Origin of the sequence: Amycolatopsis sp. FBCC-B4732 (genome assembly GCF_023008405.1) — a bacterium.
GTDB classification, from domain to species: Bacteria; Actinomycetota; Actinomycetes; order Mycobacteriales; family Pseudonocardiaceae; genus Amycolatopsis; species Amycolatopsis pretoriensis_A.
In genome coordinates this window covers 4,814,998-4,827,805 of sequence record NZ_CP095376.1, presented here as the reverse complement: position 1 = coordinate 4,827,805, position 12,808 = coordinate 4,814,998, and the positions used below count along the sequence as shown (strand labels likewise).

Genomic DNA, 12,808 nt, shown 5'->3' with positions numbered 1-12,808 from the left:
GCCTCATGACGTCCGCCGGCGGTCGGTCGTGCTAGAGGTGTCATCCGCGACCTCACCCGGTGGCGCGCACTGACCCCGGCCGGGCACGAAAAACCGGGCCGGGGGAAAGGATCCCCGGCCCGGTTCGAGCGGAATTCAGGCAGCCACGGCCTGGAAGGTGCGTGAGTTCCACCGCACCGCCAGCGCGGTCAGCCCGATGATCACCACCGCGCCCACCAGGGTCGGCACCACCGGCAGCGTCTCCCGGAAGCTCGCCCGGCTGATGTCCACCACGTACGCCAGCGGGTTGAACCGCGACAGCACGTACAGCCACATCGGGGCGCGGTCCGGGGTGATCGGCAGCAGGATGCCCGACAGCAGCGTCAGCGGCAGGATCACGATGTTGACGATCGACGAGAACGTGTCCTCGTTGCGCAGCTTCAGCACGATCGCGTTCGCGCAGCACGCGATCGTCAACGCCGTCAGCGCCGTGATCACCAGGACCAGGACCACGCCCACCGCGCTCACCGCCACGCCGAACACCAGGCTCGCCAGCAGCAGGATGATCACACCCTGCAGCAGCGACAGCGTCACCGACGGCAGGGCCTGGCCGAGGCTCAGCGCCGTGCGGCTCACCGGGGTCACGCGCAGCCGGTCGACCGCGCCCGCCTTGATGCCCGACAGCAGGACGAAACCGCAGTAGACGCCGTTGGTCGCCGCGATCTGGATGATCAGCGCCGGGGTCAGGTCCACCCAGGACGTCTGGGCCGCGACGCCCGGTGTCTTGCTGACCAGCACCGCCAGCAGCGGCCCGCACAGCACCAGGTACAGCACCGGCTGGATCATGCCCATCACCAGGTACGGCTTGTTGCGCAGCAGCACCGCGATTTCGCTGCGGTACACCAGGATCGCTTCACGCAGCATCGGTCGCCTCCTTGACGGGCTCGCGCAGGCCCCGGCCGGTCAGGGCGAAGAACACGTCGTCGAGCGTCGGGCGCTGGACGCGCAGCGCCACCAGCGTGATGTCGTGCTGGTCGAGGGCCCGCACCAGCGGCGAGAGCACCTCTTCGCTCTGCGCGACCTGGAACCGCAGGGTCGCGTCCTCGCGGCGCAGGCCGCGGATCCCGGGCAGGCCGCCGAGCAGCAGTTCCGCGTGGTCCGCGCGTTCCGGCGGCACCGTCACCTCGACGCCGTCGCCGAGCAGGCGGGACTTGAGCGCCTCCGGGGTGTCCTCGGCGACGATCACGCCGTCGTCGATCACCTGGATCCGGTCGGCCAGCGCGTCGGCCTCGTCGAGGTAGTGCGTCGAGAGGAACACCGTCACGCCCTGCTCGTCGCGCAGCCGCCGGATGTGGCTCCACAGGTGGGCGCGGCTCTGCGGGTCGAGGCCGGTGGTCGGCTCGTCGAGGAACAGCACCACCGGCAGGTGCACCATGCCCAGCGCCAGGTCGAGCCGCCGCCGCTGGCCGCCCGACATCGCCGACGTCAGCCGGTCTTCCAGGCCGGTCAGGCCGAGCTGCCCCGAGACCTCGCGGACGCGCTCGGCGGCGTCGGTCTTGTTGAGCCCGTAGAGCCGGGCCTGCAGCATGAGCTCTTCGCGGACCTTGCGCTCGTCGACCGTGCCGCCGCCCTGGGCGACGTACCCGATGTGCCGCCGCACGCGCTTCTGCTCGGTGAGCAGGTCGGCGCCGGCGATCCGGGCGGTCCCGGCGGTCGGGCGGAGCAACGTCGTGAGCATGCGCATGGTCGTGGTCTTGCCGGCGCCGTTCGGGCCGAGGAACGCGACGATCTCGCCGGCCTCGACCCGCAGGTCGACCCCGCGGACCGCGGCGACCTCCCGGCCGTCGGCGGTGAAGGTGCGGGCCAGGCCCGCGGCCTCGATCACCGGGCCGGCTCGGTCGCGGCCGGCGTCCCGGCGGCGAGCGCGAGCACCGCGTCGACGGCACCCTCGCGCCCGCGGCCCGGCTCGTGCTGCAGCCGTCCCATTTCCCGCGCCCGCTGGGTGAAGGACGGGTTCTCCAGGACTTCGGTCAGCTTCGCGGCGACGTCGTCGACGTCGATGCCGTGCGAGGACTCGACGACGAGGCCGACGCCGGTGTCCCGCGCGCGGACGGCCTGGTCGTAGCCGTCGACGAACAGCGGGCGCAGCAGCAGCGGCTTGCCGAAGTAGAGGCTCTCGATGTAGCCGTTGCCGCCGCCGTGGGTGAAGTGCGCGCGCACGTGCGGGTGGGCGAGGACGTCGAGCTGCGAGGGCAGCCACTTCTCGGCCCGCAGGTTCGACGGCAGTTCGTCGGACGGCGGCAGCAGGTGCCACGACTGGGCCGGCAGCCGCCAGAGCACGGCGTGCTTGCCCTCCAGGCGCCGCGCGACCTCGACCAGGCCCTTGATCTCGGCCTCGCTCATCCGCACGACCGTGCCGAACCCGATGTAGACGACCGATTCGTGCCGGTCGAGCCAGCCCTTGACGTCCTGCTCGTCCGGCAGTTCCGGCAGCGGCGGCACGATCGCGCCGAGCATCCGGAAGTGCGCCGGGATGTCGACCGGGTACTCGAGTTCGGCGAGCGAGTAGACCAGCACGAGCGCGGCTTCGTCGATCCGGGACGTGTACTTGGCGGCGAGCCGCGAGACGCCGAGCTCCTTGTTGGACTTGACGTACTCGACGACCCGCTTGCGCAGCAGGGAATCGGTGAAGTACAGCGCCTTGCGGCGGAACCCGAACCACGCGTTCGCCAGGCGCTGCCCGGCGGTCATTTCCAGCGGCAGCCCGGAGTGCGGGACGGGGAAGCCCGGCGGCAGCTTCGTCAGGTGGTTGCTCACCGAGAACGGCACGCTCACGACGTGCGGGATCTGCTGCGTCACGGCCAGCTCGAACCCGGCGTGCAGCAGCGAGTCGATCACCATCGCGGCCGGCTCGACCTCACGCACGATCTCGGTGAGCGCGCGGTAGGCCTGGTCGCGGAAGCGGGTGTCGAAGGTGTGGCGCATCAGCGCTTTGTGCGCTTTCCAGCGGGACTTCTGGGTGACCGCGTGGTAGGTCTCGTCGTCCCACTCCCCGGAAGACAGCTCCGGGATCGGCGCCCCGAGCGACCGGAATGCGATCCGGCTGCCGGAGCCGTCGGCCCCGATGGCCTCGACCTCGGCGCGGCGGTTGTCGAAGGTGGCGAAGTAGACGTCGGGGACCCCGCGCCGGGAGAGTTCCGCCGCCAGCACGAGCAGGGAGTTGACCAGCCCGCTGTCGGGTGAGCTGACGAACAGGATCGGACGCCGTTCTCGGCTCATGGAGAAGCACCTTTCCTCGGCGGGAGCACACGGCCGCCGCGACCGTAACAACGGCTTTTCCGTGAATCACCTACATTCCGCGGGAGTTCCGGGGGCCGGCGAGCGGGTGCGAAGACTAAGGGTTTGCGGGCGCCGGACGCGGTTGACTCGGCCGATGCGGAAACCGGACCCGCGGTGCCGCGAGTCCCGGCCGGACGACACCGAGAGGCGAGGATGGCCAGCGAGAGCCAGCTGCGTGACTACCTCAAGCGCGTCACCGCCGACCTGCACCGGTCGCGTCAGCGCGTGCGGGAGATGGAAGCCGCCGCCGTGGAGCCGGTGGCCGTCGTCGGGATCGGGTGCCGGTTCCCCGGCGGGGTCGCGACGCCGGACCAGCTGTGGGACCTGCTCGACGGCGGCACCGACGCGATCGGCCCGCTGCCCGCCGACCGCGGGTGGTCCGCGCTGCTGGCCGGGGTGGACCGCAGCACGATCAGCCTCGGGGACGTCGACGCGTGGCGCGGCGGCTTCGTCGACGGCGCGGACCGGTTCGACGCCGGCTTCTTCCGCGTCTCGCCGCGCGAGGCCCTCGCGATGGACCCGCAGCAGCGGCTCCTGCTCGAAGTGAGCTGGGAAGCCCTCGAACGCGCCCGGATCGTGCCCGCGAGCCTGCGCGGCAGCCGCACCGGCGTGTTCGTCGGCACCAACGGCCAGAGCTACGGCAAGCTCCTCGCCGCGTCCGGCGAGACCGTCGAGGGCCACGCCGGCACCGGCACCACCGCGGCCGTGCTCTCCGGCCGCATCGCCTACTCCTTCGGCTTCGAGGGCCCGTCGGCCACCGTCGACACCGCGTGTTCGTCCTCTTTGGTCGCCGCGCACTGGGCCACGCAGGCCCTGCGCTCCGGCGAGTGCTCCCTCGCGCTCGCCGGCGGCGTCACGGTCATGGCGACCCCCGAGGCGTTCGCCGAGTTCAGCAAGCAGGGCGGCCTCGCGCCGGACGGGCGCTGCAAGGCGTTCGCCGACGGCGCGGACGGCGTCGGCTGGGCCGAAGGCGCCGGGATCCTCGTCCTGGAAAGGCTTTCCGACGCCCGCCGCCACGGCCACCCCGTCCTCGCCCTCCTCCGCGGTACGGCGGTGAACTCCGACGGCGCCAGCAGCGGCCTGACCGTCCCCCATGGACCTTCGCAGCAGCGGGTGATCCACGCCGCGCTCGCCGCGTCCGGACTGTCCACCGACGACATCGACGTCGTCGAGGCGCACGGCACCGGCACCCGGCTCGGCGACCCGATCGAAGCGCAGGCCCTGCTGGCCACCTACGGCCGCGACCGCGAGCACGACCTGCTGATCGGCTCGGTCAAGTCGAACTTCGGGCATACGCAGGCCGCAGCCGGCGTCGCCGGGATCATCAAGGCCGTCCTGGCCATCCAGCACGGCGAGGTACCGCGCACCCTGCACGCCGACCGGCTTTCGTCCGAAGTGGACTGGCAAGCCGGCGCCGTCCGGCCGGTGACCGAAGCGGCAGCCTGGCCGGAGACCGGCCGCCCGCGTCGCGCCGCCGTGTCGTCGTTCGGGGTCAGCGGCACCAACGCGCACACGATCATCGAGCAGGCCCCCGAACCCGAACCGGCCGGCCGCGGGCCGCGCGCCGCCGGGCCGGTGCCGTGGTTCGTCTCCGCCCGCTCGGAACCCGCGCTGCGCGCCCAGGCCGAAGCACTGCTGGCCGCCACCACCGACGACGCCGGCGCGGCCGACGTCGCCTGGTCGACAGCGGTCACCCGCACGGCCTTCGAACACCGCCTCGCGGTCACCGGGCCGGACACCGCGTCCCTGCGCGACGGTCTGCGTTCCTGGCTCGAGCAGGGCGCCGCCGCGAACGTGACCACCGGGACCGCGTCGCGCGGCGAGACCGCGTTCCTCTTCTCCGGCCAAGGCGCGCAGCGGATCGGGATGGGCACGCGGCTCGCCGAGGCGTACCCGGTCTTCGCCGAGGCGTTCGCGGAGATCGCCGGACGCCTGGGCGTGGTCACCGACGACCGTCTCGATCGGACCGAGCACGCCCAGCCCGCGTTGTTCGCCTACGAAGTCGCCCTGTTCCGGCTGCTGGAATCGTGGGGTGCGCACCCGGCGTTCCTGGCCGGGCACTCGGTCGGGGAGATCGCGGCCGCGCACGTCGCCGGGGTGCTCTCGCTCGACGACGCCTGCACCCTCGTCTCCGCCCGCGCGAAGCTGATGGGCGCGCTGCCCGAAGGCGGCGCGATGATCTCGGTCCGGGCGTCCGAAACGGACATCGACGCCGGCGACGTCGACATCGCCGCCGTGAACGGCCCGGAGTCGGTGGTGCTTTCCGGCCCCGAAGACGCCGTCACCGCCGTCGCGGCGCGATTCCCCGGCGCCCGGCGGCTCAAGGTGTCCCACGCGTTCCACTCGCGCCTGATGGACCCGATGCTCGACGACTTCCGCGCGGTGGTCGCGAAACTCTCCTTCGCCGCGCCGCGGATCCCGGTGATCGCAGGCGGGGACGTCACCGATCCCGAGTACTGGGTCCGGCAGGTCCGCGACACCGTCCGCTTCGGCGACGCGGTCACCCGGCTCAGCGAGTCCGGCGTGACGCGGTTCGCCGAGCTGGGCCCGTCAGCTGTCCTTTCCGGACTGGTCACCGGCGCGATCCCCCTCGCGCGCAAGGACCAGGACGAGGACGCCGCCCTGATCGCCGGGCTCGCCGCGCTGCACGTCGCTGGTGGGACCGTCGACTGGGCGGCCGTGCACCCCGGTGCCCGTCCGGTCGACTTGCCCACCTACGCCTTCCAGCGCGAGCGCTACTGGCCCACGCTCACCCCGCGCACCGGCGACGCGGCCGGCCTCGGTCTCACCCCGGTGCGGCACCCGCTGCTCGGCGCCGCCCTCGACGTCGCCGCGAGCACCGAGACCGTGCTCACCGGCACCGTGTCCCCGGCCACCCAGCCGTGGCTCGCCGGCCGGACCTCGTTCCCCGGCACGGGCTTCCTCGAACTCGCCCTGCGCGCGGCCCGCAACCTCGGCTGCCCGGAGCTCGCCGAGTTCACCCTCACCGCACCGCTCGCCCTGGCCCCGAAGGACGTCGTCGCGCTGCAGGTCCGCGTCGGCCCCCCGGACACCGACGGCCGCCGCCCGGTCGACGTGCACTCCGCGAACGCCGCACTTTCACGTGAAAGTGCGCACCAGGGGGCCGCACTTTCACGTGAAAGTGCGGACTCCGGGGCGGGCTGGACGCACCACGCCAGTGGCGTTCTGGCTGCGGTCGCCGGTCCGGAACCCGCTGTCCTGGCCGAAGGTGCGTACCTGACCGATGTCACCCTTGACGGCGACGCGGGTGCGTTCGACCTCCACCCGCTCCTGCTCGCCGAAGCCCTCCGAGCCTGCGGCGCGGAAGCCGTTTCTTGGCGCGGGGTCTCGCTGCACGCGCGGGGGCTGACCCGGCTGCGGCTGCGCGTCGCCCCGCTCGGGGACACGACCGTCAGCCTCGCCCTGCTCGACTCCGCGGACCGGCCGGTGTTCGTCGCCGCCGAGGTCGGGTTCGGCAGCGCCGTCACCGAGATCGAAGCCGCGCCGGCCACCCCCGTGCGCGTCCCGGCGAGCCCGGTGGCCGGCGACTGGGCCGCGCTCGGCGAGGCCGACCGCGTCCGCGCGGCCGAAGACCTGGTCCGGACCACCGTCGCCGCCGTGCTCGGTCACGGCGACACCGGCGCGGTCGGCACCGGCGACCCGTTCACCGACCTCGGCTTCGACTCGATGATGTCGGTCGAGCTGCGCAACCGGCTCACCACCGCCACCGCCCTCGAGCTGCCGGCCACGCTCGTGTTCGACCACCCGACCCCGGCCGCCGTCGCGCGCCTGCTGCTGGCCGGGCTCTTCGGCGACGACGAACGCGCCGGCCCGGCCCGCCGGACCCGGGCGCGCACCGACGATCCCGTCGTCATCGTCGGGATGAGCTGCCGGTACCCGGGCGGCGTCCGTTCGCCCGATGACCTCTGGACGATGGTCGCGAACGGCCACGACGCGGTCGGCCCGTTCCCGCGCGACCGCGGCTGGGACCTCGCGACGCTCGCCGCGGGCGCGTCCGCCACCACCTACGGCGGCTTCCTCGACGGCATCGACCGCTTCGACGCCGCGTTCTTCGGCATCTCCCCGCGCGAAGCCCTCGCGATGGATCCGCAGCAGCGGCAGGTCCTGGAGACGTCGTGGGAAGCGCTGGAGGACGCCGGGATCGACCCGCTCGGCCTGCGCGCCACCCCGACCGGCGTGTTCGTCGGGACCAACGGCCAGGACTACGCGAGTGTGCTCGCGGGCAGCGACGCCGACGTCGGCGCGCACGCCGGGCTCGGCAACGCCGCCAGCGCGGTGTCCGGGCGGGTGTCCTATGTGCTCGGTCTCGAAGGCCCGTCGATGACCGTCGACACCGCGTGCTCCTCGTCGCTTGTCGCGTTGCACCTGGCGGCACAGGCCCTGCGGGCGGGGGAGTGCGAGCTGGCGCTCGTCGGCGGCGTGCTCGTGATGTCCAGCGCCAACTACTTCCTCGGCACCAGCCAGCAGGGCGGCCTCGCGCCGGACGGGCGCTGCAAGGCGTTCGCCGAAGCCGCCGACGGCACCGGCTGGGCCGAAGGCGTCGGGATGCTCGTCGTGGAACGGCTTTCCGACGCGCGCCGCAACGGGCACGAGGTCCTGGCCGTGGTGCGCGGTTCCGCGGTCAACTCCGACGGCGCGTCCAACGGCATCACCGCCCCCAACGGCCCGTCGCAGCGCCGGGTGATCCGGGCCGCGCTCGCCGACGCCGGACTGTCCACTTCGGACGTCGACGTCGTCGAGGCACACGGCACCGGGACGACGCTGGGCGACCCGATCGAAGCGCAAGCGCTGCTGGCAACTTACGGGCAGGACCGCGAAACACCGTTGCTGCTGGGCTCGTTCAAGTCCAACATCGGCCACACGCAGGCCGCCGCCGGGGTGGGCGGGGTGATCAAGGTCGTGCAGGCGATGCGGCACGGCCTGGTGCCGCCGACCCTGCACGTCGACGCGCCCTCGTCCCACGTGGACTGGACAGCCGGGTCGATCGACCTGGTCACCGAGGCGACGCCGTGGCCCGAGGTGGCCCGGCCGCGCCGCGCGGGCGTGTCGGCGTTCGGCGTCAGCGGGACCAACGCGCACGTCGTGCTCGAACAGGCTCCCGAAGCGCCCGCACCCGCCCCGGAACCCCCGGCCGCCGTGGTGCCGTGGGTGCTCTCGGCCCGCAGCCGGACCGCGCTGCACGCCCAGGCGGCCCGCCTGGCCGGGGCCGGGTCTCCGCTCGCCGCCACCGGGCTCGTCCTCGCCACCCGCCGGGCCGCGCTGGAGCACCGCGCGGTCGTCGTCGGGGCCGACGTCGAGGAGATGCGCTCGGCGCTGGCCGGAAACCTCGTCGAAGGCCTCGCGCAGGACGGTGGCACGGCGCTGCTGTGCACCGGCCAGGGTTCACAGCGGCCCGGCATGGGCCGCGGGCTGTACGACCGCTACCCGGTGTTCCGGGCGGCGTTCGACGAGGTCCGCGCCGAATTCGGCGACGAGCTGCGCGACGTCGTCTTCGGCGAGGACGCCGCTCTGCTGGACACCACCGGCTGGGCGCAGCCGGCGATCTTCGCCGTCGAAGTCGCGCTGCTGCGGCTGCTGGACGAGTGGGGAGTCCGGGCGGACCACCTGGCCGGGCACTCGATCGGTGAGATCGCCGCCGCCCACGCGGCCGGGGTGCTCTCGCTGACGGACGCGTGCACGCTCGTCGCGGCGCGGGCCCGGCTGATGCAGGACCTGCCCGGCGGCGGGGCGATGTTCGCCCTGCGCGCGAGCGCCGCCGACGTCGAGCCGCTGCTCGGCCCGGATGTTGCGCTCGCCGCCGTCAACGGGCCGTCGTCGGTGGTGGTCGCCGGGACCGAAGCCGCCGCGCTCGCGGTGGCCGAGCGGTTCGAGAAGGCCCGGCGGCTCACCGTCAGCCACGCCTTCCACTCGCCGCTGATGGAGCCGATGCTGGAGGACTTCGCCAAGGTCGTCGCCGGCCTCGACCTGCGGGTGCCGAAGCGGTCGCTGATCTCCGCGGTCACCGGGCGGCCGGAACGCGAGCTGTTCGCCACGGCCGAGTACTGGGTGGACCACGTGCGCCGGACCGTCCGCTTCGGCGACGTCGTCGCGGACCTGGCCGGGCGCGGGGTGACGCGGTTCGTCGAGGTCGGCCCGGACGCCGTGCTGTGCGGGATGGCCGCCGAGACCGTCGACGCCACGTTCGTGCCGCTGCTGCGGGCGGGCCGCGACGAGGAGACGACGATCGTCACCGCGCTGGGCCGGCTGCACGTCGACGGCCTCGCGATCGACTGGTCCCGGTTCTTCGCCGGGGTGGACGCGCGCGGCGTCCGGCTGCCGGCGTACCCGTTCGACGGCGAGCGGTTCTGGCCGGAGGCCTCGGTCCCGGCCACGCCGGTCGAGCCCGCGGACGGTTTCTGGGCGGCGCTGGAAGGCACGGACATCCCGGCGCTGGCCGCGGAACTCGGTGCCGACGCCGACGAGCTGGCCCGGGTCCTGCCCGCGCTTTCCGCGCACCGCAAGGGACACGTGGACCGGACCACGACGGACGGCTGGCGCTACCGCGTCGACTGGCAGCCGTTCGCGGGGACGGCCGCGCCGCGCCGCGAGGACTGGCTGATCGCGGTACCCGCGTCGCTCGACGGCGACGAGCGCGTCGAGGTGCTGGTCGACGTGCTGGGCGCGGACACGGTCCGGCTCGTCGTCGACGGCCCCGACCGCGCGAAGCTGGCGGAGCGGATCACGGCGCTGCTGGAGACTTTCCCGAGCCCGGCGGGCGTGTTGTCGTTGCTGGCGCTGGACGAGACACCGGCGCCGGACACGCCATCGGTACCGGGCGGGCTCGCCACGACGGCGGCTTTGGTGCAGGCCCTCGGCGACGCCGGGGTCGACGCGCCGCTGTGGTGCCTGACCACCGGCGCGGTCCGGACCGGTCCCGGGGACGCGGCGGGCAGCCTCGCGCAGGCCGCGGTCTGGGGCCTCGGCCGGGTGGCGGCGATGGAGTACCCCGGCCGATGGGGCGGGCTCATCGACGTGCCCGCGGACTTCGAGCCCCGCGCGCTGACCCGCCTGCCGGCCACGCTCGCGGCGGCGGGGGAGGAGGACCAGATCGCCGTGCGCGCGAACGGCGCGCTGGTCCGGCGGCTGGTGCCCGACCCGACCGGAGCCTCCACCGGGCGCCTGGGCGAGGTGCCCGCCGACGGCACGGTGCTCGTGACCGGCGGTACCGGCGCTCTCGGGGGCAAGCTCGCGCACTGGCTCGCCGAGTCCGGTGCAGGCCACATCGTGCTGACCAGCCGCCGCGGGCCCGACGCGCCCGGTGCCCGCGAACTGGCGGACGAGCTGACCGCTGCGGGCGCCCGCGTGACCGTCGCCGCCTGCGACGTCTCCGACCGGGACGCGGTGCGAGCTCTCATCGAAAGCCTGCCCGCGGAGTTCCCGCTGCGCGGGGTCGTCCACGCCGCGGGCGTGCTCGACGACTGCGTGGTCGACGCCGTCGACCCGAGCCGGTTCGAAACGGTCCTGCGGCCCAAGACCACCGCCGCCGTGAACCTGCACGAATTGACGAAGGACCTCAGCCTCTTCGTGCTCTTCGCCTCCATCGCCGGCACCGTCGGCGGACCGGGTCAGGGCAGCTACGCCGCCGCGAACGCCGTGCTCGACGCCCTCGCCGAACAGCGGGCCGCCGCCGGGCTGCCCGCGCTGTCGGTCGCCTGGGGTGCCTGGGGCGAGGTCGGCATGGCGGCCGACCCGGCCATCCAGGAACGCATGCGCCGCAGCGGGGCCGCCGCTCTCGCACCCCGACGGGCGCTCCTCGCCCTCGGGGAGGCACTCCGCCGCGGGGACACCTCCGTCACCGTCGCCGACATCGACTGGACGCGGTACGCGCCCGGCATGGCGCTCATGCGGACCACCCACCTCCTCGACGGTGTCCCCACCGCCCGCGCGGCCATCGAAGCCGCCGGGAGAGCACCGGAGACCGCCGAGGAACCGCTGGCCGAACAGCTGGCCGGGATGCCGGAACCCGAGCGCGTCAGCACGCTGTCGAAGGCGGTGCGGTCGGCCGCCGCGATGATCCTCGGGCACGCCTCGGGGGACGCGATCGAGCCCGAGGCGAAGTTCGGGCTGCTCGGCTTCGACTCGCTGAGCGCGGTCGAGTTCCGCAACCTGCTGGCCCGGCGGACCGGGCTGAACCTGCCGCAGGGCCTGGTCTTCGACCACCCGACGCCACTCGCGCTCGCGCAGTACCTGCGGGCCGAGCTGGTGCCGGCCGACCGGCCCGCGGCCGATCCACTGGACGCCGAGCTGGCCGGCCTGGAACGGGCGATGGCGGCCGGCGGCCTCGACGAAACCCGCCGGGACGCCGTGTCCCGGCGGCTGCACCGGCTGCTCGACGGGCTGCGGCCGGAGCGCACGGACGGCGAAGACGTCTTGGCGGCTTCGGACGACGAAATGTTCGACCTGCTCGGCAAGGAGTTCGGGATCTCGTGAGCACGCAGGATGGGCGAGCGCTGATGGACAACGAAGAGAAGCTCCGGCACTTCCTCAAGCGCGTCACCGTGGAGTTGCAGGAGACGCGCGCGAAGCTGCGGGAGGCCGAGACGGCCGACCAGGAACCGATCGCGATCGTCGGTCTCGGCTGCCGCTTCCCGGGAGGGGCGTCGACGCCGGAAGCGCTCTGGGAGCTGCTTTCCGAGGGGCGCGACGCGATCACGGAGTTCCCCTCCGACCGCGGCTGGGACGTCGACCGGCTGCACGACCCGGACGGCGCCTCCCGCGGCACGTCCTACGTGCGCCACGGCGGGTTCCTGCACGACGCGGGCGACTTCGACCCGGCGTTCTTCGGCATCTCGCCGCGGGAAGCGCTGGTCATGGACCCGCAGCAGCGGCTGATGCTGGAGATCTCGTGGGAGGCGATCGAGCGCGCGGGCATCGACCCGGCGTCGCTGCGCGGCTCGTCGACCGGCGTCTTCACCGGTACGAACTTCCAGGACTACATCCACCTCGCCGCGAGCGCGGCCGAAGGCGCCGAGGACTACCTCTCGACGGCCAACGCGTCCAGCGTGCTGTCGGGCCGGGTCGCCTACGCGCTCGGCCTGGAGGGGCCCGCGATCACCGTCGACACCGCGTGTTCGGCGTCGCTGGTCGCGATGCACCTGGCCGCGCACGCCCTGCGCCGCGGCGACTGCTCGCTGGCCCTGGCCGGCGGCGCGACCGTGATGGCCACCCCGACGTTGTTCATCGCGTTCAGCCGCCAGCGCGGGCTCGCCCCCGACGGCCGCTGCCGCTCGTTCGCCGAGGGCGCCGCGGGCACCGGCTGGGGTGAAGGCGCGGGCGTGCTCGTGCTGGAAAAGCTGTCCGACGCCGAACGCAACGGCCACCGGGTGCTCGCCGTCCTGCGCGGCAGCGCGGTCAACCAGGACGGCGCGTCCAACGGCCTGACCGCACCGAGCGGGCCGGCGCAGGAACGCGTCATCCGCGCGGCGCTCGC

5 protein-coding genes (1 of these 5 cut by a window edge) are annotated in these 12,808 nt (G+C 73.8%); 2 read left to right on the top strand and 3 right to left on the bottom strand.

Annotation, left to right across the window (positions count from 1 at the left end; all coding sequences use genetic code 11):
• Positions 1–135 precede the first annotated feature (135 nt).
• Genes MUY14_RS20830 through MUY14_RS20820 form a run of 3 tightly spaced genes read right to left on the bottom strand, consistent with a single transcriptional unit; the run spans position 136 to position 3,258 of the window.
• Positions 136–903, bottom strand: coding sequence for an ABC transporter permease (locus MUY14_RS20830; protein WP_247024808.1), 768 nt, complete (start codon positions 901–903; stop codon positions 136–138).
• Positions 893–1,864: an ATP-binding cassette domain-containing protein gene (locus tag MUY14_RS20825; protein ID WP_247024806.1), complete on the bottom strand. Its 972-nt coding sequence runs from the start codon at positions 1,862–1,864 to the stop codon at positions 893–895. The genes MUY14_RS20830 and MUY14_RS20825 overlap by 11 nt, the downstream gene beginning before the upstream one ends.
• Positions 1,861–3,258 carry a glycosyltransferase gene (locus MUY14_RS20820; protein WP_247024804.1) on the bottom strand — a complete coding sequence of 466 codons (1,398 nt, stop codon included), beginning with the start codon at positions 3,256–3,258 and terminating at the stop codon, positions 1,861–1,863. The genes MUY14_RS20825 and MUY14_RS20820 overlap by 4 nt, the downstream gene beginning before the upstream one ends.
• A 213-nt stretch (positions 3,259–3,471) precedes the next feature.
• Here MUY14_RS20820 and MUY14_RS20815 point away from each other — a divergent pair, with 213 nt between their 5' ends.
• Both MUY14_RS20815 and MUY14_RS20810 read left to right on the top strand, forming a co-directional pair.
• Positions 3,472–11,808, top strand: coding sequence for a type I polyketide synthase (locus tag MUY14_RS20815; protein WP_247024802.1), 8,337 nt, complete (start codon positions 3,472–3,474; stop codon positions 11,806–11,808).
• A protein-coding gene (locus tag MUY14_RS20810; RefSeq protein WP_396126830.1) for a type I polyketide synthase crosses the window boundary here: on the top strand, positions 11,805–12,808 show its start. 18,973 nt of this gene lie beyond the right edge of the window; the window shows 1,004 of its 19,977 coding nt (coding positions 1–1,004); the start codon lies at positions 11,805–11,807; its stop codon lies off the right edge, out of view. The genes MUY14_RS20815 and MUY14_RS20810 overlap by 4 nt, the downstream gene beginning before the upstream one ends.